Raw genomic sequence first — 26,208 nt, 5'->3', positions numbered from 1 at the left:
CCGGCCTGCTGCTGGTATGGCTCACCGCCCGTGGCGTGACCCGGCCGATCCTCGGCGTGGCCAGTATGCTGAAGGACATCGCCAGTGGCGAAGGCGACCTGACCCGCCGCCTGGACTACGCCCGCCAGGACGAACTGGGTGAACTGGCCGGCTGGTTCAACCGCTTCCTCGACAAGCTTCAGCCGATCATTGCCGACGTGAAACGCTCGGTGCAGGACGCCCGCAGCACCGCCGACCAGTCCGCCGCCATCGCCAGCCAGACCAGCGCCGGCATGCAGCAGCAGTACCGCGAAGTGGACCAGGTGGCCACCGCCTCCAACGAGATGAGCGCCACCGCCCAGGACGTCGCCCGCAGCGCCGCCCAGGCCGCCGAAGCCGCGCGGGGGGCCGACCACGCCACCCAGGAAGGCCTCGGCGTGATCGGCAAGACCACCAGCGCCATCGAGCAACTGGCCAGCGAAATGAGTGCGGCCATGGAAGAGGTGCAGGCGCTGGCCAACAGCAGCGAGCAGATCGGCTCGGTGCTGGAAGTGATCCGCGCCATCGCCGAGCAGACCAACCTGCTGGCGCTCAACGCGGCCATCGAGGCGGCGCGTGCCGGCGAGGCCGGCCGCGGCTTCGCGGTGGTGGCCGATGAAGTGCGCAACCTGGCCAAGCGCACCCAGGACTCGGTGGAGGAAATCCGCCAGGTGATCGAGGGCCTGCAGCACGGCACGCGCGAGGTGGTCGGTTCGATGCACAGCAGCCACCGCCAGGCCCAGGGCAGCGTCGAGCAGGTGGAACAGGCGGTGACCGCGCTGCAACGCATCGGCGAAGCGGTGACGGTGATCACCGACATGAACCTGCAGATCGCCAGCGCCGCCGAGGAACAGAGCGCGGTGGCCGAGGAGATCAACCGCAACGTGGCGGCGATCCGCGACGTCACCGAATCGCTCTCCGGCCAGGCCGAGGAGTCCGCCCAGGTCAGCCAGGCGCTGAACCGCCTGGCCAACCACCAACAGGGGCTGATGGCGCAGTTCCGCGCCTGACCTCCCTCCCCCCCACCCCTCTCCCAGAAGGCGAGGGGTGACGCGCGCCGGCGACTTCATACCCGCCAGCAACGCTCCGCTCTTCTGTCGGGGTGATTTCAATCGCCAAGCAGGCCGCAGTCCTGCCCTTCGCGAATCAATTCGCTCCCACTGATTCTTCACCTGGTGCGATCCTGTCAAATCCGCTCATCCAGGTTGATGCCTTTCGACATTGCCGCAATCGGTCCTCGGCGCGACCATCCCGGTACTCCAACAAAAACAACCTGGGAGCCCATCCGATGCGCGATTACTTCACCGCTGCCGACGAGTTCGACTACGCCAGCGCCGCCTCCGCCACCCTGGCGGGCGATCTCGACGCCCTGAATGCCTGTGTCGAGTGCTGCGACCGCCATGCCGAACCGGGGCGCGTCGCGCTGGTCTGGGAGGGGCGTAACGGTGAGCAGGTCACCTGGACCTTCGCCCAGCTCAAGGAGGCCGCGGCTCGCTTCGCGAACCTCCTGCATGCCCGTGGCGTGCGCCCCGGCGACTGCGTTTCAGGCATGCTCCCGCGTACCCCGGAACTGTTGATCACCATTCTCGGTACCTGGCGTGCAGGCGCCGTCTACCAGCCGCTGTTCACCGCGTTCGGCCCCAAGGCCATCGAGCACCGGGTGCAGGGGGCAGGTTCGAAGCTGGTCGTCACCGATCTTGCCAACCGTCCGAAACTGGATGAGGTGGCGGACCTGCCGCAGGTACTGACTGTCGGCGACGACTTCTGGGCTGAGCTGGAACGCCAGGCGGACAGCTTCGAACCGGTCCTGCGCAAGGCATACGATCCGTTTTTGCTGATGTTCACCTCTGGCACCACCGGCCTGGCGAAACCGCTAGCCGTGCCGCTCAAGGCCATCGTCGCCTTCGTCAGCTACATGCGTGATGCGGTCGATCTGCGTCCGGACGACAAGTTCTGGAACCTGGCCGATCCGGGCTGGGCGTACGGCCTCTACTACGCCGTGACCGGTCCTCTCGCCATGGGCCACGCCACCACCTTCTACGAAGGCGGCTTCACCGTTGAAAGCACCTGCCGGATCATCCGCGAGCATGGCATAACCAACCTGGCCGGCTCGCCCACGGCCTATCGCCTGCTGCTGGCTGCCCGCGACGAGGTGGAGGCCGCGATCAAAGGCAACCTGCGTGCCGTCAGCAGCGCCGGTGAGCCCCTGACCCCGGAAGTGATCCGCTGGTTCGCCGAGGGCCTGGGCTGCACCATCCACGACCATTACGGCCAGACTGAACTGGGCATGGTGCTGTGCAACCATCACGCCCTGGAACACCCGGTGCGCCTGGGGGCTGCCGGCTTCGCCATGCCCGGCCACCGTGTAGTGGTGCTGGATGAGCAACATCGCGAACTGCCTGCCGGCCAGCCCGGCGTCCTGGCACTCGACATGCCGCGCTCGCCGCTGTTCTGGTTCCCCGGCTACCAGGGCATGGCCACCAAGGCGTTCGTCGGTGACTACTATCTGAGTGGTGACACAGTGGAGCTGAATGACGACGGCAGCATCAGCTTCGTCGGTCGTGCTGATGATGTGATCACTACCTCCGGCTACCGGGTCGGTCCATTCGATGTGGAAAGTGCGCTGATCGAGCACCCGGCGGTGATCGAGGCTGCTGTCATTGGCAAACCCGATCCGGAGCGCACCGAACTCGTCAAGGCCTTCGTCGTGCTGCATGCCGGCCACAACGCCGATGCCGAACTGGCCGACGTTCTGCAGCAATACGTGCGAAAGCGTCTGTCCGCCCATTCCTATCCGCGCGAGATCGAGTTCGTCGCGGAATTGCCCAAGACCCCGAGCGGCAAGATCCAGCGTTTCCTCCTGCGTAACCAGGAGATCGCCAAGGCCCAGGCGGCCGCCGCCAACTGAACCCCGAGGAGTAGCAATCGTGCGTATCGAGAATTCCGTTTTCCTGGTGACCGGCGGCAGCTCCGGTCTCGGCCTGGCCTCTGCCCGTGAGCTGGTGGGGCAGGGCGGCAAGGTCGTGCTGGTGGACATCAATGCCGACGCCGGCAACGCCCGCGCCGAAGAACTGGGCGCCAACGCCCGTTTCGTGAAGGCCGACATCACCCGTGAAGAAGACGCTCGCGCCGCAGTGGCCGTCGCTGTAGAGGCCTTTGGCGGACTGCACGGGCTGGTCAATTGTGCTGGCGTCGCGCCGGCCGAGAAGATCATTGGGCGCAACGGCGCCCACGGGCTGGACAGCTTCGCCCGGACCATCAGCATCAACCTCGTCGGCAGCTTCAACATGCTGCGTCTGGCCGCAGAGGCCATGGCACAGGGTGAACCCAACGCCGAAGGCGAGCGCGGTGTCATCATCAACACCGCCTCGGTTGCGGCGTTCGATGGGCAGATCGGCCAGGCGGCCTATTCCGCATCGAAGAGCGGCGTGGTCGGCATGACCCTGCCAATCGCCCGCGAGCTGGCGCGCCACGGCATCCGCGTGATGTGCATCGCTCCCGGTATCTTCGAGACTCCGATGATGGCCGGCATGCCCCAGGAAGTGCGTGATTCCCTCGGCGCTTCCGTGCCGTTCCCGCCGCGCCTGGGTCGCCCGGCCGAATACGCCGCGCTGGTTCGCCACATCGTCGAGAACGCCATGCTCAATGGCGAAGTCATCCGCCTCGATGGCGCCATTCGCATGACCGCTAAGTAAGGAGAACGCCATGAACGGGGATTCCATCGTTATCGTCAGCGCCGTCCGCACCGCCATGGGCGGCTTCCTCGGTGACTTCAAGGACATGACTGCAGCGCAACTGGGCGCCGCCACCAACCGTGCCGCGCTGGAGCGTGCCGGCGTGCAGGGCGAAGCCGTGGACGAGGTCATCATGGGCTGCGTATTGCAGGCCGGCCAGGGCCAGGCCCCGGCGCGCCAGTCCGCTCTTGGCGCGGGCCTGCCACAGGGCGTGGTCTGTTCCACGGTGAACAAGATGTGCGGCTCGGGCATGAAGACCGTGATGCTGGCCCACGACCTGCTGCGTGCCGGCAGTGCCGACGTGGTGCTGGCCGGCGGCATGGAGAGCATGTCCAATGCGCCCTACCTGCTGGAACGTGCCCGCACCGGCTACCGCATGGGGCACGGCAAGGTGCTTGACCACATGTTCCTCGACGGTCTGGAAGACGCCTACGACAAGGGCCGCCTGATGGGTACCTTCGCCGAGGATTGCGCGAAAGCCTATGGCTTCACCCGCGAGCAGCAGGACGCCTTCGCCATCGCCTCGCTGACCCGCGCGCAGAAAGCCATGGCCGACGGCCGCTTTGCCGCCGAAATCGTTCCGGTGGAAGCGAAGTCCGGCCGTGATGTGGTGACCATCAGCCAGGACGAGCAACCGCCGAAGGCGCGCCTGGAGAAGATTCCTACCCTCAAGCCGGCATTCCGCGAGGGCGGCACCCTCACCGCAGCCAACTCCAGCTCCATTTCCGATGGCGCGGCGTCGCTGCTGCTGATGCGCCTGTCCGAAGCGGAAAAACGCGGCCTGACACCGCTGGCCCATGTCGCGGGTCATGCGTCCTTCGCCCAGGCGCCGAACCTGTTCACCACCGCACCGGTGGGCTCCATCCAGCGTCTGCTGACCCGCACCGGCTGGAGCCTGAACGAGGTGGACCTGTTCGAAGTGAACGAAGCCTTCGCCGTGGTGCCCATGGTCGCCATGCGCGACCTCGATATCTCCCACGACAAGATCAACGTCCATGGCGGCGCCTGCGCCCTGGGCCACCCCATTGGCGCCTCCGGGGCGCGGGTGCTGGTGACCCTGCTCAATGCGCTGACCCAATACGACCTCAAGCGTGGCGTGGCTTCGGTGTGCATCGGTGGCGGTGAAGCCACTGCAGTGGCCATCGAGCGAATCAGCTGAAGGAAGCGACCATGATCCCCTCCGAAGACGAAATCCAGATCCGCGACATGGCCCGTCAATTCGCCCAGGAGCGGCTGAAGCCGTTCGCCGCTGATTGGGACCGCGAGCACCGCTTCCCCGCCGAGGCCATCCACGAGATGGCCCAGTTGGGCTTCCTCGGCATGTTGGTGCCGGAAGAGTGGGGCGGTGCGGCCACCGGCCACCTGGCGTATGCCATGGCGCTGGAGGAAATCGCCGCTGGCGATGGCGCCTGCTCCACCATCATGAGCGTGCACAACTCGGTGGGCTGCATGCCCATCCTCAAGTACGGCAGCCAGGAGCAGAAGGAGCGATTCCTGCGTCCGCTGGCCTCGGGCGAGATGATCGGTGCCTTCGCGCTCACCGAGCCCCAGGCCGGTTCCGACGCCAGCGACCTGCGCACCCGTGCCCGCCGCGATGGCGACCATTACGTACTGAACGGCGCCAAGCAGTTCATCACCTCGGGCAACCATGCGGGGATGGTGATCGTCTTCGCCGTGACCGATCCTCAGGCCGGCAAGAAGGGCATCAGCGCCTTCATCGTGCCCACCGATACCCCCGGCTACCAGGTGGTGCGGGTGGAGGACAAGCTCGGCCAGCACGCTTCCGATACCTGCCAGATCCAGCTTGATGAGGTGCGGATTCCGGCCTCCCTGCGCCTGGGCGAGGAGGGCGAGGGTTACCGCATTGCCCTGTCCAACCTGGAGGGCGGGCGTATCGGCATCGCTGCTCAGTCCGTCGGCATGGCCCGCGCGGCCTTCGAGGCGGCGCGCGACTACGCCCATGAACGCAAGACCTTCGGCAAGCCGATCATCGAGCACCAGGCAGTGTCCTTCCGCTTGGCCGACATGGCCACCCAGATCGCCGTGGCGCGTCAGATGGTTCACCACGCCGCCAGCCTGCGCGAAGCGGGCATGCCCTGCCTGACCGAGGCCTCAATGGCCAAGCTGTTCGCATCGGAGATGGCCGAGAAGGTCTGCTCCGCGGCCATCCAGACCCTGGGTGGCTACGGCTACCTGAAGGACTTCCCGGTGGAGCGTATCTACCGCGATGTGCGCGTGTGCCAGATATACGAAGGCACCTCCGACGTGCAGCGCATGGTGATCGCCCGCAGCCTCTGAGCTTTGGGGCAGCTGCGCTGCCTTTGGCGAATGAATTCGCCCCTACAAGACTCCACATTCCTGTAGGGGCGAATTCATTCGGCAATCGGCCCGCAGCGCCGACCTCCCTTTCTCTTCAGGAATTCGATATGACCTACCAGACCCTGCTGGTGGAGCAGGCCGGCGCTGTCGGCCTGATCACCCTCAATCGCCCCGAGGCGCTGAACGCCATCAACACCCAGCTCATCGACGAACTGAACCAGGTACTCGATGGCTTCGAGCGGGACGCTGCCATCGGCTGCGTGCTGATCACTGGCTCCGCCAAGGCCTTCGCGGCAGGGGCGGACGTCAAGGAAATGGCCGAACTGTGCTTTCCCGGTACCTACCTCGATGATTTCCTCGGCCGCTGGGACCGCGTGGCGCAGCGTCGCAAGCCGATCATCGCCGCCGTCGCCGGCCACGCCCTGGGTGGCGGTTTCGAGCTGGCGCTGATGTGCGACTTCATCATCGCCGCGGACACGGCTCGCTTCGGCCTGCCTGAAGTGAAGCTGGGGGTGATTCCGGGGGCGGGTGGTGTCCAGCGGCTGACCCGCCTGGTTGGCCGCGCCAAGGCCATGGAGATGCTGCTGAGCGGACGCAGCATGGAGGCAAGCGAAGCCGAGCGTTGCGGGGTGGTTGCGCGGGTGGTGCCGTCCGCCGAACTGCTGGACCATGCCCTGGACAGCGCCCACCGCATCGCCGCGCAGTCACGCACGGCGGTGATGATGCTCAAGGAGTGCGTGAACCGGGTGGACGAAGGTTCGCTGGGGGAAGGATTGCGCTTCGAGCGGCGGCTGTTCCAGGCGGTATTTGCCACGCCGGATCAGAAGGAAGGCATGGGTGCCTTCATCGAGAAGCGCAAGCCGGAGTTTGGGCGGTGAGTCCAATCAGGGCGCAGTCTCTGTAGGGGCGATTTCAATCGCCACGGAGGTCGAAGACCTGTCCTGCAATGCCGAAGGGGGCAGCTACGCTGCCCTCGGCGAATGAATTAGCCCCTACAGGTTCTTCAGGCCCGTTCCTTCTGCTCCTGCGCCGTCACCTGCTGGCAGATTTCGATGATCTGCTCGCGCATCCAGCGGTTGGCCGGGTCCTGGTCGGTGCTTTCATGCCAGTAGAGGTGAGTTTCCAGCGCGGGCACGTCGTGCACCGGCAGGTCCACGTAGTGCAGATCCTGGCGGCGGGCGAAACGTTCCGGGACAGTGATCGCCAGGTCGGTACCGTGCAACACGGTGGAAGCCATCAGGTAGTGCTGCGAGCGCAGGGTCACCTTGCGTTGGATACCCATCTTGCCCAGTGACAGGTCCACGTAGCCCAGGCCGCTGCGGCGGCTGGAAATGTGGATGTGTGACAGCGAGAGGTACTCGTCCAGGCTGATCTTGTCCTTGGCCAGCGGGTGGCCACGGCGCATGGCGCAGACGTAGCGGTCTTCCATGAGCTTGACGTGACGCACCTGCGGGTCGGTGTTCAGCGGGGCGTCCACGGCGAAGTCCAGGCGGCCTGCGGCCAGTTCCTTGGTGGTTTCCCGGCGCTTGGCCAGGAAGCTTTCGATCTGCACCGTGGGCGCCAGTCGGCGCAGGCGCTGGAACAGCGGCGGCAGGATCACCGTCTCGGTGAGGTCGGTCATGCTGATGCGGTAGGTCTTGTTCGCCTGCAATGGGTTGAAGGTGCGGCTTTCCTGTACCGAGACGCGCAACAACTGCAGGGCATTGCGCACCGGACCGATGATGTTCTGCGCCATGGGCGTGGGCACCATACCCTGGGCGGTGCGCACGAACAGCGGGTCGTTGAAGGTCTCGCGCAGGCGGGCGAGGGCGTTGGAGACGGCAGGTTGGGTGATGCCCACGATCTGGCCGGCGCGGGTCAGGTTGGCCTCGGTATAGATGGCGTCGAAGACGATGAAGAGGTTGAGGTCTACCTTGTTCAAATTCATGCCGGGCGTGCTCCTGAAAGTTGTTTTTATCAGCGGATCATATATCGGTGATGAATGTTCATAGATGCCGAAAATAGACTAGGGAAATCTTACGCCCTGTTCTAGCATCCTTACCAGACCTCACAAACAGACCCGCAAAAAGGTAGCCCCGCATGGATTTCGCCTATTCCCCGAAGGTCCAGGAACTGCGTGAACGCGTCACCGCATTCATGGACGCCTATGTCTATCCGGCCGAGCCGGTATTCGAGCAGCAGGTTGCCGAAGGCGACCGCTGGCAGCCCACTGCGATCATGGAAGAGCTGAAAGCCAAGGCGAAGGCGGAAGGGCTGTGGAACCTGTTCCTGCCGGAGTCCGAGTACGGCGCCGGCCTGACCAACATGGAGTACGCGCCGCTGGCTGAGATCATGGGCCGCTCGCTGCTGGGCCCGGAGCCGTTCAACTGCTCCGCGCCGGACACCGGCAACATGGAAGTGCTGGTGCGATACGGCAGCGAAGAACACAAGCGCCAGTGGCTGGAACCGCTGCTGCGTGGCGAGATCCGCTCGGCGTTCGCCATGACCGAGCCGGGCGTGGCTTCTTCCGACGCCACCAACATGGAAGCGCGCGCTGTGCGCCAAGGTGACGAGTGGGTCATCAATGGCCGTAAATGGTGGACCTCGGGTGCTTGCGATCCGCGCTGCAAGATCCTCATCTTCATGGGCCTGTCCAACCCGGATGCGCCGCGCCACCAGCAGCACTCGATGATCCTGGTGCCCCTGGACGCTCCCGGCGTGAAGGTCCTGCGCCCGCTGCCGGTATTCGGCTATGACGACGCGCCGCACGGCCATGCCGAAGTGGTCTTCGAGAACGTCCGAGTGCCCTACGAGAACGTATTGCTGGGAGAAGGCCGTGGCTTCGAGATCGCCCAGGGCCGCCTCGGCCCGGGTCGTATCCACCACTGCATGCGCTCCATCGGCATGGCCGAGCGCGCCCTGGAACTGATGTGCAAGCGCGCCGTCAGCCGTACCGCCTTCGGCCGTCCGCTGGCCCGCCTGGGTGGCAACGTCGACAAGATCGCCGACTCGCGGATGGAGATCGACATGGCCCGCCTGCTGACCCTGAAGGCGGCGTACATGATGGACACCGTCGGCAACAAGGTGGCCAAGAGTGAGATAGCCCAGATCAAGGTCGTCGCGCCCAACGTCGCCCTGCGGGTGATCGACCGCGCCATCCAGATCCACGGCGGCGCCGGTGTTTCCAATGACTTCCCACTGGCCTACATGTACGCCATGCAGCGCACGCTGCGCCTGGCCGACGGCCCGGACGAAGTGCATCGTGCAGCCATCGGCAAGTTCGAGATCGGCAAGTACGTGCCGAAGGAAATGCTGCGCAGCGGTCAGTGATCGCCTGAAATGAAAAGGCCCGCATTATGCGGGCCTTTTCGTTTCTCACATCCATCGTTGATGCGCCGGTCGTATCAATCCTTCTCAGGCACCGGGTTCCTGGCCTTCAGCCAGCCCATCCGCAGGTGCAACTGGGCGGCGAATGCGCGGGCGGCCAGTTCCTCCTGGAAGGTCAGGCTGCGATGCCCAAGGCGCACCCGCCAGTAGACACGGCCGCTTTTCTCGAAGGGTTCGATCCGCACTTCATCCATGTTTCTCCAGGTCTCCCGAGGCTTTGGCCGGGCGGTCGCGTGTTTTCAACAGGGACAGGAGCACGCCGCCGGCAAGTAGACCGAAGGTTACGCCAAGGGACAGCAGCGGGGGAATCTTGCCGATGAATCCGTGCAGGAAAATCTTGCCGCCGATGAAGATCAGTACCAGGGCCAGGGCGTACTTCAGGTAGACGAAGCGGTGCATCAGTGCCGCAAGGGCGAAGTACAGGGCACGCAGACCGAGGATGGCGAAGATGTTCGAGGTGTAGACGATGAACGGGTCCTGGGTGATGGCGAATATCGCCGGGACGCTGTCCACCGCGAATACCAGGTCAGCCAGCTCGATCAGCACCAGGGCCAGGAACAACGGTGTGGCGTAGAGCATGGGCTTGCTCTCGCCAACCTGCTTCAGACGCACGAAGAAGTGCGAGCCATGCAGATCGTCGGTCACGCGGATGTGGCGGCGGACGAATTTCAGCACCGGGTTGTTGGCGAGGTCCGGGTGGGCCTCTTCCCTGGTGAAAAGCATCTTCACGCCGGTGAACAGCAGGAAGGCGCCGAACACGTAGAGGATCCAGTCGAACTCCTTCACCAGCGCGCTACCCAGACCGATCATGATGGCGCGTAGCACCACCACGCCGAGGATGCCCCAGAACAGCACGCGGTGCTGATAACGGCGAGGGATGGCGAAGAAGCCGAAGATCATGGCCATGACGAAGACGTTGTCCATGGACAAGGACTGTTCGACCAGGAAGCCGGTGTAGAACTCAAGGGCGCTCTGTGCGCCCAGCTCGAACCACACCCAGACGCCAAACAGCACACCCACGCTGAAATAGCCGCCATAGAGCAGCAGGCTTTCGCGTACCTCGATTTCGTGCTGGTCACGGTGCAGCACCCCGAGGTCGAAGACCAGCAAGGCGAGGACTATTGCGAGGAAGACGAGCCACAACCAGGTGGCGGTGCCGAGGAAGTCGGCTGTGAGAAACGCGTGCAGAGCTGCCATGAGCCCCTCCTTATGTCGTTGATGAAACGTGACTCCGACATGGCGGCTGGCAAGCCGTCAGAGGGGCCCGGCGTCACATGGGAAAGCCTACCGGTGGCCGGGTATGGGAGGAACGGAGCCGCTGTAACAATTCTTTGCCCCTTGTGAGAAATCTCCAAGAATTACATGCGAATGAATCATAAGTGCAGGTGTAAGCAATTACTATTTGATGGTAATTTCCGCATCCGCCGTCAGATGCGATCGCACCTGCACGGTTGACGGTGCGAATGCGAGTGACGTGCACCGCACGAAAAAAAGAAGAAGACCGTTGGTTAGCCAGCCAACAAGACAGACCATCCAAGGGGTTTGAGAGTGCAACAGCAAAATGCGTTCAATGTGACGGAAACGGCTGGGGATGCCGGTGTCGCGCGGCTCAAGCGTCATCCGTTGTCCGTGGCGATCCTGGGCGTGGCCCTGGCGTTGCAGGCAGTTGCAGTGCTGGCCGAAGAGCAGGAAGGCAACGGATCGCTGGAACTGGTGGCTACGTCCATCACCGATAACCGCCTCGGGGAAACCACCGAGGGTACCGGTTCCTACACCACCGGCTCGACGCGTACCGCCACAAAGCTGTCGCTGTCGCCTCGCGAGACTCCGCAGTCGATCAGCGTCATCACCCGTCAACAGATGGATGACCAGTACCTGACCAGCATCGGCGATGTGCTGTCGAAGACTCCCGGCATCACCATCAACAAGCTCGACAGCAGCCGCGCCAGCTTCAAGTCCCGTGGCTTCGAGATCGACAACTTCCAGATCGATGGCATCCCGGCGGCTTTCCGCTTCGGCAACGGCATCGACCAGGCGGACATGGTGATCTACGACCGCGTGGAAGTCCTCAAGGGCTCCACAGGCCTGCTCAGTGGCTTCGGCAGCCCCTCGGCCACCGTCAACCTGGTGCGCAAGCGTCCGACCAAGGAACTCTCCGGCTACATCTCCGCCGGCGCTGGCAGCTGGGATACCTACCGCAGTGAGTTCGACATCGGCGGTTCGCTGACCCCGCAAGGCAACGTGCGTGGGCGTTTCGTCACCGCCTATGAGGATGGTCATTCGTTCATGGATCACTTGTCCGAGAAGAAGCAGGTGTTCTACGGCATTCTCGAAACAGATATCACCGAAGACACTCTCCTGAGTGCTGGCGTCAGCCGCCAGACCAACCGCCCGGATGGCTCCTCCTGGGGCTCCTCGGTGCCGCTGCTCGACAGCAATGGCAACGAAATCAACATGTCCCGTTCGCACAATCCAGGCACCAAGTGGAGTCAGTGGGACAACACCACCGACAACGCCTTCGTGACCCTGGAGCAGCGCCTTGCCTACGACTGGATGGTGAAGGCCTCGATCAGTCGCACCGAGACTGATTCGCCCATCACCCTGGGTTCGGCCGCCAGCGGCAACCCGAATCCGGTAGACGGCACTGGTATGTTCGTCTGGCGCGGCAAGTACGACTACGAGACCAGCCAGAACGCCTACGACCTGTACGCCAGCGGTCCGTTCCAGCTACTGGGACGTGAGCATGAGCTGGTGGTCGGCCTGTCCCATCGCGACATTGAGTCGGACGAAACCAACTGGCCGTTCTTCTTCGACGCCGCGCCGAGCGTCTTTGGCTGGAACGGCGACTTCCCCGAGCCCGACTGGGGCAACCCGCAGTCCAAGGTCAAGACCGAGCTGAAAGAGTCTGCCGCCTACCTGACCAGCCGCTTCAAGCCGACCGACGATCTGTCGATCATCCTTGGCACCCGCGTTTCCAACTGGAAGCTGGACAGCACTGGCACCGACCTGACCTCGGGCCAGAGCGCCAAGTTGCAGAGCCTGCGTGAAACCGGCGTAGTGGTTCCTTACGCCGGCGTGGTCTACGACCTCAACGACACCTACTCGGTCTATGCCAGCTACACCAGCATCTTCAAGCCTCATGAGAGTGAGCAGGATGCCAACGGCAAGGCCATCGAGCCGGAAGAGGGTGATGCCTACGAACTGGGCCTGAAGGCGGAACTCTTCGACGGGCGCCTTAACGCCAGCGCGGCGATCTTCGAGGTCAAGCAGGACAACCTGGCTGAAGAAATCGGCTTCGACCTGGCAACCAACAAGTCCATTTACCGAGCGGTGCAGGGCGCCAAGACCAAGGGCTTCGAGCTCGAAGTCGCCGGCGAGTTGATGCCGGACTGGAACGTGCAGGGTGGCTACACCCACCGCATCACGCGCGATGGGGATGACGACAAGATCTCCACCACTGAGCCGGAAGACATGTTCCGCGTGTCCACCAGCTACCGCCTGCCGGGCCAGTTCAACAAGCTGACCATCGGTGGTTCGGCCAGCTGGCAGAGCAAGATCTGGAAGGACATCTGGAACCCGGCGACCAACGCCAGCGACTACGAGTACACCCAGGAAAGTTACTGGGTGCTGGATGCCATGGCGAAGTACCAGGTCACCGAACAGTTGTCCGTCACCCTCAACGGCAACAACCTCACCGACAAGAAGTACTTCAGCAACCTGGGCTTCTATGACGGTGGTTTCTACGGCGACCCGCGTAACTTCATGCTGACCACCCGCTTCGACTTCTGATGCGGCGAGGCCCCCCTCCCGTTTGGGAGAGGGGGCTCGGATTTCCTGCAGGAGCGAGCTTGCTCGCGAAAGATCGCGCTAGGACTGTTCGCGCGCAAGCTCGCTCCTACGATCCTTCTGCCTCGGTCAATACACCCAGACTTCCACTCGACGGTTGCGAATCCGTCCCTCTTCGGCCGTGTTGGCCGCCACCGGCAGTTCGTCGCCAAGCCCAGTCACATCCTTCAGGACGACGCCGCCCTTGACCAGTTCGCGGCGAACGGCCATGGCTCGCAGCTTGGACAGCAGCTCAGCCCGTTGCGGGTCGGCCTTGGGATCGCCGAAGCCTACCAGTACGACTTTCTGCTCCAGTTTGCTGGTCTGCTTCAGGTAGTCCAGCACGCGTTGCACATCGCGCTGGGCCTTGTTGTCGAGGTTGGCGCTGCCTTCCTGGAAGCGGAAATTCACCGATAGCCGCTGGGCGTTGCTGGCCAGTTCGCGGTAGTTCTCCGGCATGTCCTTTTGGGCCTGGACCTTGATTGCCTGGACCTGTTGGGCGACGAAGCCACTCTGGTCGACGATCGCCTGGCCGCGAGCGCTCTGGGCGAAGTGCACCAGCGACTTGGCCCAGCGGTTCTGTTCGCCTGGCCTCATATAAAGGAACAGGCGACGCGACAGCGGATAGTCTTCGGTGGCGATCAGCTCGGCGCTGGGGGGCATCGCCTGGGAATCACCGTCGGCGATGGCCAGGGCGCGGGCCTGGTTGATCGAGGCGAGGCCGACGAAGCCGATACCTTGCGGATCGGTGCTGACGGCGGCGGAAAGCTTGTCATTGGATTCGAAGCGCTGGGCCGTGTTGGCCAGCGTCTTGCCCTGGCGGGCCAGCACCAGTTCCTTGAAGGTGTCGTAGGTGCCCGACTGGTCATCGCGGGCATAAAGATGGATGGCGCCACCCTTGCCGCCGAGCTCTTCCCAGGTTTTCACCTCGCCGGCGAATACCGCGGCCAGTTGGGCGGTGGTCAGGGCGCGCAGCGGATTGCCCGGATGCAGGATGATGGCGAGGCCGTCGATGGCGATCACTTGCTCGGCGTACTGGCTGCGCAGGTCGCCGAAAGTGGACAGTTCCTGGGCCTCGGCATCCTTGATAGGGCGTGAAGAGGCGGCGAGGTCGGCGCTGCTGTCCTTGAGTGCGACGAAACCGGTGGACGAGCCATGGGCGGCCAGCTCCACCTGGATCTCCTTGCCCTGGGCATCATGAGCCACGATATGCACTTCGTTTTCCCGGTCGCCGGGCGTCTGGTGCACGCCGCGCAGTCCTTCCTCTTCCAGCATGCCCTTGACCAGAGCCGGGCCCAGTTTGGCACCGATCGTATTGGAGCCCTGGATGCGCAGGACGGTCTCGGGCTGGGCGGCGAACACCGACCAGGGGAAGGCATAGCAGATGAAACCGAGCAGCAACATGCTGAGGGCACGGCCCCACATGTCCTTGTCGCTGGCGGTCATGGCGCGCGGCATGGGCAGACACCTTGTACATAGGGAGTGAAAGGAGCCGCGAGATTAAGTCAGCCGGGTGACGGAGATATGACAAGGCGCTCTGCCTTGGGCCTTTTCCAACCTTGAGGCTCTTTCGCCTCGACTGCCCAGGGGTATTCCTACAACGCTATAAGTCCGTTCCTGCAACCCGGAAATCTGCCAGGGGGTAGGGTATCCCGCTGCCCGAAACGCCCCGTGAGAGGTGCTTCGAGTTGGCGCATTAAGCGCATCCCTTACTTGTTCAAGGAGTGTTTGAGATGAGTGGTTGGTTCGAGCTGCGCAAGAACACTGGTGGCACCTGGCGCCTGCGTTTGAAGGCGGCCGACGCGCAAACCCTTGTGGATACCGGCATCCATGAAGACCGTGGCACTGCAGAGGAGGCCATGGCCCGTTTTCGCGAGAATTGCGTGCATGAGGAGCGCTTCGTACGGCGCATCGATTCCAGCGGCAAGAACTACTTCAAGCTGCGCGCAGCCAACAAGGAGGTGATCGTCCGGAGCCACCTCTATGATTCGGAGCATGCCCTGCAACGGGCCATCGAAACCATCATGCGGGTAGGTGCGACCCGGATGGTGAAAGAGGCCTGAGCAAACAGGCGCTGAAAGAAGAAAGGCCCATCATCGATGGGCCTTTTTCGTGTGCGGGCTCAAGGCCGGCGCCCTTCGGCGACAGCCTGCGGGGTCAGGCCAGTTCCAGCCAGATGGGCGCATGATCCGACGGTTTTTCCATGCCGCGCAGGTCGTAGTCGATGCCAGCGTCCTTGATGCGTGCCTGCAGCGGGCTGGTGGCGAGAATCACGTCGATACGCAGGCCGCGCTTGGGTTCATCTTCGAATCCGCGGCTGCGGTAGTCGAACCAGCTGAAGCGGTCATTCACCTCGGGGTTGAGGTGGCGGAAGCTGTCCACCAGGCCCCAGTTCTTCAGGCGCGCGAGCCATTCGCGCTCTTCCGGCAGGAAGCTGCATTTGCCGGTCTTCAGCCAGCGCTTGCGGTTCTCTTCGCCGATGCCGATGTCGCAGTCTTCCGGCGAGATGTTGATGTCGCCCATCACCACCAGTTGCTGGCTCGGTTGGAATTGCTGCTCCAGCAGCACTTGCAGGTCGGCGTAGAAGCGTTCCTTGGCGGGGAACTTGACCGGATGGTCGCGGCTTTCGCCCTGCGGGAAGTAGCCGTTCATTACGGTCACCGGGTTGCCATGGGCATCGGCAAAGGTGCCGTAGATGAAGCGGCGCTGGGCTTCCTCGCCGTCGTTCGGGAAGCCCTTGAACAGGGAAATCGGCTCCTGGCGGGAGAGCAGGGCGACGCCGTAGTGCCCTTTCTGGCCGTGGTAGTGCACGTGGTAGCCGAGTTGGCGGATTTCCGCTTCCGGGAACTGCTCGTCGGCGACCTTGGTTTCCTGCAGGCCGATCACGTCCGGCTGGTGCTTGGCGATCAGCGCTTCGAGCTGGTGGGGGCGTGCCCGCAGGCCATTGATATTGAAAGAAACGATCTTCATCGCGAAGGCATCCTGGCAAAAACGCGATGCTAGCCGATGGTTGGCCGCCCGGCCAGCAGGCATGGCTGGGCCCGGAATCTGGTGCTAATTTCCTTCTTGGCCCGATAGAACCCATAACAAAAGAGGTGCCGTGAATGCCCGGTTACATCCCCACCGCGCCGGTCGAGGTGCGTCTGCTGGACGGCGGTTACGCCCGCGAAGCACGTTCCCTGCTGTACCACGCCTACCGCCATGAACCTACCTTCGCCTATCTGTTCGAGGCCGAGCGTCCCGGCTACGACCAGCGGGTACGTGCCACGGTACGAGAACTGGTGCAACAGCATTTCCTTGAGGACCTGCCGGCCATCGGCCTGCTGATCGAGGAGCGCCTGGTGGGCATAGCCCTGATCGCGCCTCCACAGCGCCGCCTGGACATCACCGAAAGCTGGGGCTGGCGGCTACGCATGCTGCTCACCACCGGATTCCGCTGCACCCGCCGCTATCTCGATTACCACGACGCTGTGCTCGCCTGCCTGCCTCCGGGGCCTTATCACGTGCTGCCGTTGCTCGGCATCCATCCGGAGTTCCAGGGGCGGCATCTCGGTGAAAAGCTGCTGGAGGCCTTGCACAACTGGTGCGCCGAGGACGATGGCTCCCAGGGGGTCGTGCTGGACACCGGCAACGTCCGTTACCTGGAGTTTTACAAGCGTCAGGGGTACGAGGAGGTGGGAGAGGTCGCCTTGGGTCCGGTGGTCGAGCATGTCTTCTTCCACCCCAATCCGCGGCCGGTGATGCGGGCTAGCGGCTGATTCGCATTTCCGACAGAAAGGGCGAAATGCCGTGGTAGGATTTCGCCCCATGAATTTCTGCCAAGGATTGCGCGGGCCGCTGCTGTTGGTCCTGCTCTGCACAAGCACTCTGGCGCTGGCCAAGGCCAGGCTGGACGTGAAAGTCGAACCTGCCAATGCGCCGTTGAAGGCCAATATCGAGGCCTATATCGGCGCCCTTGGCGACCGCAAGGAAGAAGACCTGCGACGTTTCCGGCGTTCAGCCGAGGACCAGGCGCGCCAGGCCGCTCAGGCGCTCGGCTATTACCAGGCCGGGATCGACAGCCGCGTCGAAGGTGGCAAGGACCCCGCCCTGCACCTGCTGGTGGTTCCCGGTGAGCCGGTGCGGCTGCGCAACGTAGTGGTGCGGATCGAGGGCGAGGCCGGCGCGCTTAAGGCGTTTCGCGTTCCCGATAGCAAGGCGCTGAAAACCGGTGCGCAACTCAACCACGGCGCCTACGAGGACGCCAAGAAACTGATCCAGAATCAGGGACTGCGCTACGGCTTCTTCGACGGACGCTTCAAGCGTCAGCGACTGGATATCGACCCGCGCGCCGGGGTGGCGGATATCGAGCTCATCTATGACAGCGGTCCGCGCTACAGCCTGGGTGCTGTCAGTTTCGATGGCGATACTCCATTCGACCCCGATCTGCTGGCACGTCTGGTGCCATTTCCAGCCAACACGCCCTACGACTCCGACCAGGTCGCCAAGCTCAGTCAACATCTGCAGGCCAGCGGCTACTTTGACGAGGTCCGGGTGGATGCCAGCCCGGTGAAGGGCGCCGGCCAGGTGATTCCCGTGAAGGTGAAACTGGCGACGGTGAAGCCGCGTACCGTTGGCCTGGGCATCGGTTTTTCCACCGACGTGGGCCCGCGTGCCCGTGCCAACTGGACCCGCCACTGGATCAACCGGCAGGGCCACCGCCTGGGCGCCGAGACCGAAGTGTCGCCGGTACGACAGAGCGTCGGCACCTGGTACGAGATTCCCCTGGACCCGCCGCTCACTGACACGCTGCGCTTCTCTACCGGCCTGCAACGGGAAAACCTGGTGGACGTGGACAGTCGGCGCTTCACCATCGGGGGCCAGTGGCAGTCCAAGCTGCCCAGCGACTGGCAACGGGTGGTCTCGCTGCGCTGGGAGCAGGAAACCTTCGACTTCGGCGATGGCAGCGACGACGGGCGCAGCAGCTCCCTCATTCCCGGTATCAGCTACGGCGTAACCCGCGGTGACAACAAGCTCGACCCCAATCGTGGCTATTCGCTGCAGTTCGACGTGCGTGGCGCCAAGGAGGGCATCCTCTCAGACACCGACTTCACCTATGCCAGCGCCATGGCCAAGGGGCTCTACACCTTGCCCGGTGGCCATCGCGTGCTGGGCCGGGTGCAGGCGGGCGGCATCGCCACCACTGATTTCGACGCCATCCCGCCGTCCCTGCGCTTCTTCGCCGGTGGCGACCAGAGCGTGCGCGGCTATGACTACCAGACCCTTTCGCCGGAAGACAGCAGCGGCAACAAGGTTGGCGGCCGCTACCTGCTGGTGGGCAGCGCCGAGTACCAGTATCCGGTCGCCGAGAAGTGGCGTCTGGCGGCGTTCGTCGACCGTGGCAATGCCATGGATTCCCTCAATGCGGCGATGAAGACCGGCGCCGGCATTGGCGTGCGCTGGGTTTCTCCGGTGGGGCCCATTCGCCTGGACGTGGCCAAGGCCCTGGATGATCCAGGCGGCTTCCGTATCCACTTCTCCATGGGGCCCGAGCTGTGAGGCACAGTGTGAAGTACGGCCTTGCGGGGCTGGCCGCTGTTCTTGCGGCGGCGGTGGCGATTCCGGCAGCACTGCTGTTCACCGAAGCCGGTGGCCGCTGGGCCCTGGGCCAACTGCCGGGACTGGAAGTGGACGACTACAGAGGCACCCTGGGTGGCCGCTGGAGTGCCACCCGAATGTCGTGGCAGCAGGATGGCACCGTCCTGAAACTGGAAGCGCCAATGCTGGACTGGAATCCCGCCTGTCTGCTGCGTCGCACCCTCTGCATCAACGAGCTGTCCAGCGACAGCATTCACCTCGATCTGCCTCCCACCCGGGATGTAGAAAGCGGCGGCCCCATCAGTCTGCCGGCGCTGCGTTTACCGTTGGCGCTGGAAGTCAGGCAAGCGCGAATTGGCCGCTTTCTGCTCGACGGCAATGACCAGCTGCAGCAGCTGGAGCTGGTTGCGCGATGGCAAGCGGATGGCGTGAACCTCGAACGTCTCAAGCTGCGCCGCGATGATCTGGCCCTGGATCTCCACGGCAGGCTGCACCCCGAAGGTAATTGGCCCCTGGCCCTGCAGGGCAGCCTGCAGCTACCCGCGCCGGGAGAGGGACCGTGGACGCTGATGCTGAAGGCGGACGGCGAGCTGCAGTCAGCGATCCGGCTCCAGGCCGATAGCAGTGGCTACCTCAACGGCCGCCTCGACGGCGAGCTGCGCCCCCTGGCGGAGAACCTGCCGGCCAGCGCCACCCTGCGGGCCGATGGTTTCAAGGCCAGCACAGAGCTGCCGGATACCCTGACCCTCAACCAGGTGGTCCTGGACGCCAAGGGCGATCTCCAGGCGGGTTACGCCGTGCAGGGCAAGGCCAGCCTCCCGGGTGAAGGTGGCGCCGTAGCGCTGGACTTGGCTGGGCGAGTCGATGCCAACGGCGCGGACATCCAGCAGCTACTGCTCACTGGTGATGCCCAGCAGACCCTGGCGCTGCAGGGGCGGGTCGACTGGCAGCAGGAGCTGGCCATCGACAGCCGCCTGCAATGGCGTGATTTCCCCTGGCAACGGCTGTTCCCCCAGGAGCAACCTCCGCCAGTGGAGCTGCATCAGCTCGATGCCGAGGCGCGCTATGCCGCGTCGCGCTATGAGGGCAGGTTCGAAGCCAGCCTCAAGGGGCCGGCGGGCGACTTCAGCATTGGCAGTCCGGTGGTTGGAGACCTCGCCAGCGTCAACCTGCCCGACCTGCTGCTTAAAGCCGGGCGGGGGCGGGCGCAGGGCCAGGTGAAAGTTGATTTCGCCAACGGCGTAGGCTGGGACAGCCAACTGGCCCTGAGCGAGCTGGACCCTTCCTACTGGCTGGCCGAACTGCCCGGCAAACTGGCTGGCAAGCTGCAATCAAGGGGGGCTTGGCGCGACCAGCGACTGGAGCTGAATGCCGACCTCGACCTCAATGGCCAGCTGCGCGGCCAGCCGGCTGTGCTTCAGGCCAAGGCCGAAGGTGCCGGCGAGCGCTGGCTGCTCAATGCACTGCAGGCGCGCCTGGGTGACAACCGGATCGAGGGGCGAGGGCAGTTGGACCAGAAGCTCAGCGGCCATCTCGACCTGGCCCTGAATCGTCTTGGGCAGCTCTGGCCGAAACTCTTCGGCAAGGTCCAGGGGCGCCTCGACCTCGCTGGCACGCTGAAAGCGCCGCAGGGCAAGCTGGCACTGACCGGTGAACGGATGGGGCAGGGCGACAACCGCCTCGACAAGCTGAAGCTGGATGCCCAGCTCGACGCCGCCCAACGTGGCCGCGTGCAGTTGCAGGTGGATGGCCTCGCTTCCGGTGACAACGAGTTCGGCACGCTCACGGCTGACGGTTCTGGCGACCGGATACGCCAGCAACTCGAAATGAACCTCAAGGGGCCGATGCTCGATCTGCTGTTGGCCCTGGATGGCAAGCTGGACGGCGGCAACTGGCGCGGTCGCCTTGCCCGGGGGGAAGTCCAGGCCGGTGGCCAGGACTGGCGCCTGGAAGCCCCTGCGCGACTGGAGCGACTGGCCGACGGCAAGCTGAACTTCGGCGCCCATTGCTGGCGCTCGGGCCCGGCGAGCCTCTGCGGCGGGGAACAGCGCCTGATGCCTGAGCCAAAGCTGGATTACCGCCTGCGCGACTTCCCCCTGGCCAGCCTCGCGCGCTGGTTACCAGAGGACTTCGCCTGGCAGGGCCAACTCAACGGCGACCTCAAGCTCGACCTGCCCGCAAGCGGCCCGAACGGCCAGATCACCCTGGACGCCGGGAGCGGCGTGCTGCGCCTGAAGGAAGAAGATCGCTGGGTCGATTTCCCCTACCAGCGCCTGCTGCTCGATAGCACCCTGCGTCCACAGCGAATCGACAACCAGCTGAGCTTCCAGGGTCAAGGCCTTGGCGAATTGCAGCTGGATGCGCGAATCGATCCGCGTCCTGCGAACAAACCGCTGTCCGGACAGTTCCGCCTGGACGGACTGGACCTTGCGGTGCTGCGTCCCTTCGTACCCAAGGTGGAAAGCCTTGAAGGCCGCCTTGAAGGTGCCGGCAGCCTGAGCGGTACCCTGCAGGCTCCCTATGTCCTGGGCAACTTGCGACTGGCGGATGGTCGAATCGGTGGTGGCGACCTGCCCATGAGCTTCGAGAACCTGGGCCTGGACGCACGAATCGCCGGCGAGAACATGGAACTGAGCGGGCAATGGCGCAGTGGCGAGCAAGGCCAGGGCAGCCTGTCCGGCAGTCTCGCCTGGGATCAGGGTCTGGACCTCGATCTCGCGTTGCGTGGCACTCGCCTGCCGCTGGTGGTGGAACCTTACGCCAACCTGGAAGTGGAGCCGGACTTGAACATCGGACTGTCCGGTGATCGCCTCTCCGTGAGTGGCAAGGTGCAGGTGCCGCGAGGCAAGATCAAAGTCCGCGAGCTGCCGCCGCAAGCGGTCAAGGTCTCCCCGGATGCCCGTGTGGTCGGCGAGCAGGAGGCAGAGCAACAGCCGCTGCAGATGGCCATGAACGTGGATGTGGAAGTCGGCCAGGACCGCCTGCAGTTTTCCGGCTTCGGCCTGACCGCAGACCTCCAGGGGCATCTCAAGGTTGGCGACAACCTCACTGGCAACGGTGAGCTGGTACTGAAGAACGGTCGTTATCGGGCGTATGGCCAGCGCCTCGACCTGCGCCGTGCGCGTCTGCTGTTCGCCGGCCCGCTGGATCAGCCCTACCTGGATGTGGAAGCCGTCCGCGTCATTGGCGACGTCACTGCAGGCGTGCGGCTGAATGGTCGTGCCGACGAACCCGCTACCGAAGTGTTCTCCAATCCGGCCATGAGCCAGGAGCAGGCGCTGTCCTATCTGATTCTCGGCCGGCCGATGAACACCAGTGAAGGTGACGGCAACGCCGTGGGCCGCGCGGCATTGGCCATGGGCCTTTCCGGGAGTGCTTCGTTGACCAGCGAACTGGCCCAGAGTCTCGGCCTCAAGGACCTTCAACTCGATGATGATGGCGCCCTGGGGCAGATTACCGATCGCCTGAGCATCCGTTACGGACTCGGGGTGGTGGACTCCACCAGCGTGGTGGCGCTGCGCTACGAGCTGACCAAGCGTCTTTACCTGGAGGCCGCCAGTGGCTTGGCGAGTTCACTGGATCTCTTCTACAAGCGGGATTTCTGAACGCGGCCCTTGAGATGGGCATCCAAGGGTGGATCACGCTTCATCGATCCACCATAGAAGCCTGAATTGGCAACCATTGATGGATGCAAAAAACGACATCCACCCTGCATTCATCCAGTAGTTGGGATGCGCTAGCATCCAGTCGAATTCTCCCGCGCCGGGCTGACTCAAAAGTCAGGACATTTTCCCTGACCCGTGATTAACTCAGCGCTTTACTACAACACCACCTGAAACAAGGACCCATGCAATGGCTCAAGTAACCCTCAAGGGCAATCCGATCAACGTTGACGGCCAACTGCCGCAGAAAGGCCAGCAAGCCCCGGCCTTCAGTCTGGTTGGCGGCGACCTGTCCGACGTGACCCTGGCCAGCCTGAGCGGCAAGCGCAAGGTGCTCAACATCTTCCCGAGCGTTGACACTCCGACCTGCGCCACGTCCGTGCGCAAGTTCAACGTCGAGGCCAGCAAACTGGCGAACACCGTGGTGCTGTGCATCTCCGCCGACCTGCCGTTCGCCCAGAAGCGCTTCTGCGGCGCCGAAGGCCTGGAGAACGTGGTGAACCTGTCCACCATGCGCGGTGCCAGCTTCCTCAAGGACTACGGCGTCGCCATCGCCAACGGCCCGCTGGCTGGCATTGCCGCCCGTGCCGTAGTGGTTCTGGACGAGAACGACAAGGTGCTGCATAGCGAGCTGGTAGGCGAAATCGCCGACGAGCCGAACTACGCGGCTGCCATCGCTGCCCTGTAAGGCAAGATGAAATGAAGAAGGGAGGCCAATGGCCTCCCTTTTTTCTTGCGCGCTGTGGGGGTAAGGCTGATCTGTGGGAGCGAATTCATTCGCGATTGAAATCGCTCCCACAGGGCAGGGCTACAGCGTCAGTTTCAGGTTTCTGACCAGTGCTCCCGGCAGCAGTGCCGACCAGGTCTGGCGCTCGCCGTAGGTGCTGTTGGACAAGCGCAACTGTCGCTCCTGGGTCAGCTCTTCCAACTGGTCGCCGAGCAGGTTGAACAGGCTGTCATCGAAACGCATGGTGTCCACTGGCGCCTGGATCTGGCCGTCTTCCACCCAGAATGTGGCGAAGCGGGTCATGCCGGTCATGCGTGCGGCAGGCAGGTCGGACCAGTTCAGGTACCAGAGATTGCCGATGTAGAGACCGTTACCAAGGCGCTCCAGCACGTTTTCCAGGGGAAGCGTGCCAGCGCCCATCACCAGTGACTGGGTGGCTTCGTTGGCGTCGGCGCAGTTGGCCTGCAGGTCGTATTCGCGCGCGCTGCGGGGATAGACCAGTTGCCCGGTGAGCTTGCCGCCGCGCACCAGTGACACATCGCTGCGCGGGGCTCCCTCTGGGCCGAAGGCCGGGGCCAGGGCGCCGGCAACCTGTTCGTCGAGGTTGAGTAGCGGACTCAAGTGGGCGTTGCCGTCATGCAGGCGCTGCAGAGGGCTTTCCTTGTTGGCCAGGGCGCGGGCTGAAAAACCAGTCCAGGAGAGCATGCCCAACACTTCGTCCAGGGCGGCCGGGGCCAGGTAGGCGCGGTAGTCGCCGGGGTGCAGGTGACGCACTGGCTTGCCCAGATACTCCAGTTGCCGGCGGGCATTGTCGAAGCGACTGGCAAACTCATTGGCGTCCCAGCGTGCGCCGGCGTAATCGGCCTTCACCGCCTGGTGATTGGCGTGGAACAGGCTCCAGTCGAAGTTGAAGCAGTGTGCTGCGTGCCATCCGAGGGCGCCGAAGCTATTGGCGAAACCCCGGTACAACGGGCCGGCGGCGTAGATACCCACCAGGTCGAGGCCGTTGGCCGCTTCGTCGATCCCGGCCAGCACGCTGGCGCAGTCGGGAAGGGTGGCTTCGTCTACCGAACGACGATGCCAGGCGGAGCGCTCCACTTGCAGGTAAGGGTCCGGCTGCAACTGGCAGATCACCAGGCGCAGCTGCACCAGGCCTTCGGCCAGATGCTGGCGGTCGCTTTCCGGATCGCCGGATAACGCGATGGCGATCTCCGCGCTGCGATCGTCGCGGATCAGCCGCAGGCGGCCGGTGCCCTGGGTCACGTGCCCCGCCTGGCGCACCTGGGCACGGTTGAAACGAATGAACTCGGACTCCTCGCCGCTGTACCAGAGGCTGAAATCCTCGCCGGCCTGCAGGTTGGCGTTCAGGCTTTCGGCCAGGGCGGTGAAGCGGGATTCTGCGTCAGCCATCACTGGGCTCCTCCAAAGACTTCCACTTGTCTGAAGACGCATGCGGGCGAGGCATGGCCCACGCGCACCACCTGGTTCGGCTCGCCCTTGCCGCAATAGGGCGTGCCATGGACCTCGAAGGTGCTGGCATTGCCCACTGCGGCGAGGTTGCGCCAGAACTGCGCGGAAACCCCGCGATAGTTGGGGTTCTTTACCACGCCCCGGAGTTCGCCATCCTCGATCAGCCGACCCCACTCGCAGCCGAACTGGAACTTGTTACGGGCGTCATCGATGGACCAGGAGCGATTGGTGCTCATCAGGACGCCGCGCTCGATGCCGCCGATGAGCTGGGTCAGGCTCTGGTCGCCCGGCTCCAGGTTGAGATTGGCCATGCGGTCGATGGGGGCGCGATTCCAGCTGCTCGCCCGGCTGTTGGCCACGCCCGGCAGGCCGCTGCGTTGCTGGGACAGGGCGCCGCCGAGCGGGCGCAGGAGCACGCCATCCCGGATGAGCATTTCCTTGCTTGCCAGCCGGCCGTCGTCATCGTGGCTGTAACTGGCCAACTCTTCCGGGATGCCTGGATCGAAGCTGACATTCAGCAGCGGCGAGCCGTACTGATAGCGGCCGAAGTCCTCCAGGCCGATGAAACTGGTGCCGGCATAGTTGCGTTCGTCTCCGAGGATGCGGTCAAGCTCCAGCGGGTGGCCGATGGACTCGTGGATCTGCAGCATCATCTGGTCCGGCATCAGCAAGAGGTCGGTGATCCCGCTGGGGGTATTGGGCGCCAGCAGCAGTTGCAGCGCCTCGTCGGCCACGCGCTCAGCGGCGCCGACGAAACCCAGGCGCTGCAGCACTTCGGTGCCGCCTTGCTGGCCACTGCCGTAGCCGCCGAAGCTGCGAGTCTGGCTGTCACTGCCGTCGAAAGCGGTGACGCTGATGCCGGGGTAGGTGAAGCGCAGGTCCTGCCATTGCTCGGCGCCGGCACTGTTGAGGTAGAGCTGCTCATGGCGCTGGCTGTCGAGATAGAGGCTCCAGTTGACCAGGCGCGCGTCATTGGGGATTCGCGCCGATTCCTCGGCCAGCAGTTCGAAGCGTTCGGCGAGGCTGGGGAAGGGCTGCTCCAGTCCCGGTGAACGGTAGTCCGCACTTCCTCGGGGCGACTCGAGTCGGCTCTGGTCCACCAGGGCGTAGCGGGCGATCTGCCGGGCCAGCTCCTCGGCCTTGTCCAGGGCCCGTTGCAGCCCGGAGGGGCTGAGGTCGGCAGTGGCCGCATAGGCTTCCACGCCAGCGACGCGCACGCTGAGCATCGCCCCCATGTCCAGCCCCAGGGACGGCGGCTCGGCGATGCCGCGGCGCACCATGGCCTGTTCGGAACTCTGGCGGACGATGCGCAAGGAATGGACCTCGGCACCTGTCCTGAGGGCGGCAAAACGCTGCCTGAAACATTCGAACACGGAACTCTCCCTGGCCCGGTGTAATCACTTGTGGCCGCAAAAGCAGGGTAATCGCAGGTCAGTAAGGATAGTTCGCTGCGTCGGGCCAAGGTAAATAGCCGGTAAATAGACTTTGCCTTCTGCTTTCAACTGCTTAT

The 26,208-nt window shown here is 64.1% G+C and carries 20 protein-coding genes; 13 read left to right on the top strand and 7 right to left on the bottom strand.

The features are described 5' to 3' along the window. The 6 genes from E8E75_RS07290 to E8E75_RS07265 form a co-directional block, all read left to right on the top strand. Window positions 1-1,028: methyl-accepting chemotaxis protein (locus E8E75_RS07290; protein WP_280357873.1), on the top strand; the 1,028-nt coding region annotated here is incomplete at its 5' end. A 278-nt stretch (window positions 1,029-1,306) separates the two neighbouring features. Beyond that, a complete protein-coding gene (locus E8E75_RS07285; RefSeq protein ID WP_153921403.1) occupies window positions 1,307-2,926 on the top strand; it encodes an acyl-CoA synthetase in 1,620 nt (539 codons plus the stop codon). 19 nt (window positions 2,927-2,945) lie between these two features. Further along, entirely contained in the window at window positions 2,946-3,713 is a 768-nt protein-coding gene (locus tag E8E75_RS07280) for a 3-hydroxyacyl-CoA dehydrogenase (protein WP_280358395.1), read from the top strand. Between the two features lie 10 nt (window positions 3,714-3,723). Beyond that, window positions 3,724-4,911, top strand: coding sequence for an acetyl-CoA C-acyltransferase (locus E8E75_RS07275; RefSeq protein ID WP_153921401.1), 1,188 nt, complete (start codon window positions 3,724-3,726; stop codon window positions 4,909-4,911). A gap of 11 nt (window positions 4,912-4,922) precedes the next feature. Then, entirely contained in the window at window positions 4,923-6,050 is a 1,128-nt protein-coding gene (locus E8E75_RS07270; protein ID WP_120651395.1) for an acyl-CoA dehydrogenase family protein, read from the top strand. A gap of 128 nt (window positions 6,051-6,178) precedes the next feature. Continuing rightward, entirely contained in the window at window positions 6,179-6,949 is a 771-nt protein-coding gene (locus tag E8E75_RS07265) for an enoyl-CoA hydratase-related protein (RefSeq protein ID WP_120651394.1), read from the top strand. Between the two features lie 125 nt (window positions 6,950-7,074). On the opposite strand, the gene E8E75_RS07260 is transcribed toward E8E75_RS07265, so the two are convergent. After that, on the bottom strand, window positions 7,075-7,998 hold the full coding sequence (locus tag E8E75_RS07260) for a LysR family transcriptional regulator (protein WP_120651393.1): 924 nt from the start codon (window positions 7,996-7,998) through the stop codon (window positions 7,075-7,077). Window positions 7,999-8,150: 152 nt separating this feature from the next. On the opposite strand from E8E75_RS07260, the gene E8E75_RS07255 reads away from it, so the two are divergent. Next, complete coding sequence (locus E8E75_RS07255; protein WP_120651392.1) at window positions 8,151-9,380, top strand: acyl-CoA dehydrogenase; 1,230 nt, start codon at window positions 8,151-8,153, stop codon at window positions 9,378-9,380. A 74-nt stretch (window positions 9,381-9,454) separates the two neighbouring features. Here the strand turns inward: E8E75_RS07255 and E8E75_RS07250 are convergent, their stop codons facing one another. Continuing rightward, a complete protein-coding gene (locus E8E75_RS07250; RefSeq protein ID WP_162945817.1) occupies window positions 9,455-9,631 on the bottom strand; it encodes a hypothetical protein in 177 nt (58 codons plus the stop codon). Beyond that, complete coding sequence (locus tag E8E75_RS07245; RefSeq protein WP_120651391.1) at window positions 9,624-10,634, bottom strand: TerC family protein; 1,011 nt, start codon at window positions 10,632-10,634, stop codon at window positions 9,624-9,626. The genes E8E75_RS07250 and E8E75_RS07245 overlap by 8 nt, the downstream gene beginning before the upstream one ends. A 351-nt stretch (window positions 10,635-10,985) precedes the next feature. Between E8E75_RS07245 and E8E75_RS07240 the strand changes: the two genes are divergently transcribed. Then, complete coding sequence (locus tag E8E75_RS07240) at window positions 10,986-13,226, top strand: TonB-dependent siderophore receptor (RefSeq protein WP_280358391.1); 2,241 nt, start codon at window positions 10,986-10,988, stop codon at window positions 13,224-13,226. A 126-nt stretch (window positions 13,227-13,352) separates the two neighbouring features. On the opposite strand, the gene E8E75_RS07235 is transcribed toward E8E75_RS07240, so the two are convergent. Next, window positions 13,353-14,720 carry a phosphate ABC transporter substrate-binding/OmpA family protein gene (locus E8E75_RS07235; RefSeq protein ID WP_120651390.1) on the bottom strand — a complete coding sequence of 456 codons (1,368 nt, stop codon included), beginning with the start codon at window positions 14,718-14,720 and terminating at the stop codon, window positions 13,353-13,355. Between the two features lie 275 nt (window positions 14,721-14,995). Between E8E75_RS07235 and E8E75_RS07230 the strand changes: the two genes are divergently transcribed. Then, entirely contained in the window at window positions 14,996-15,325 is a 330-nt protein-coding gene (locus tag E8E75_RS07230; protein ID WP_153921395.1) for a YegP family protein, read from the top strand. Window positions 15,326-15,419: 94 nt separating this feature from the next. Here E8E75_RS07230 and xthA read toward each other — a convergent pair whose 3' ends face one another. Further along, window positions 15,420-16,232 (bottom strand): exodeoxyribonuclease III, encoded by an 813-nt coding sequence (gene xthA, locus E8E75_RS07225; protein WP_120651388.1) that lies wholly within the window; start codon window positions 16,230-16,232, stop codon window positions 15,420-15,422. A gap of 134 nt (window positions 16,233-16,366) precedes the next feature. Between xthA and E8E75_RS07220 the strand changes: the two genes are divergently transcribed. The 4 genes from E8E75_RS07220 to tpx all read left to right on the top strand — a co-directional run bounded on the left by E8E75_RS07220 (window position 16,367) and on the right by tpx (window position 23,189). Beyond that, a complete protein-coding gene (locus tag E8E75_RS07220; protein ID WP_120651387.1) occupies window positions 16,367-17,020 on the top strand; it encodes a GNAT family N-acetyltransferase in 654 nt (217 codons plus the stop codon). Between the two features lie 49 nt (window positions 17,021-17,069). Continuing rightward, window positions 17,070-18,800, top strand: a complete 1,731-nt coding sequence (locus tag E8E75_RS07215; protein WP_153921393.1) for an autotransporter assembly complex family protein — start codon at window positions 17,070-17,072, stop codon at window positions 18,798-18,800. 8 nt (window positions 18,801-18,808) lie between these two features. Next, a complete protein-coding gene (locus E8E75_RS07210; protein ID WP_280358396.1) occupies window positions 18,809-22,444 on the top strand; it encodes a translocation/assembly module TamB domain-containing protein in 3,636 nt (1,211 codons plus the stop codon). A gap of 247 nt (window positions 22,445-22,691) precedes the next feature. Continuing rightward, window positions 22,692-23,189 carry a thiol peroxidase gene (tpx, locus tag E8E75_RS07205; protein WP_153921391.1) on the top strand — a complete coding sequence of 166 codons (498 nt, stop codon included), beginning with the start codon at window positions 22,692-22,694 and terminating at the stop codon, window positions 23,187-23,189. A gap of 120 nt (window positions 23,190-23,309) precedes the next feature. Here tpx and E8E75_RS07200 read toward each other — a convergent pair whose 3' ends face one another. After that, window positions 23,310-24,638: a TldD/PmbA family protein gene (locus E8E75_RS07200; RefSeq protein WP_153921389.1), complete on the bottom strand. Its 1,329-nt coding sequence runs from the start codon at window positions 24,636-24,638 to the stop codon at window positions 23,310-23,312. After that, a complete protein-coding gene (locus E8E75_RS07195) occupies window positions 24,638-26,071 on the bottom strand; it encodes a TldD/PmbA family protein (protein ID WP_120651382.1) in 1,434 nt (477 codons plus the stop codon). The genes E8E75_RS07200 and E8E75_RS07195 overlap by 1 nt, the downstream gene beginning before the upstream one ends. Window positions 26,072-26,208: the final 137 nt, after the last annotated feature.

Origin of the sequence: Pseudomonas sp. BN606 (assembly GCF_029873115.1) — a bacterium.
GTDB lineage: Bacteria > Pseudomonadota > Gammaproteobacteria > Pseudomonadales > Pseudomonadaceae > Metapseudomonas.
Note: the sequence above shows the minus strand (reverse complement) of the source record. Positions and strands in the feature narration are given on the sequence as shown.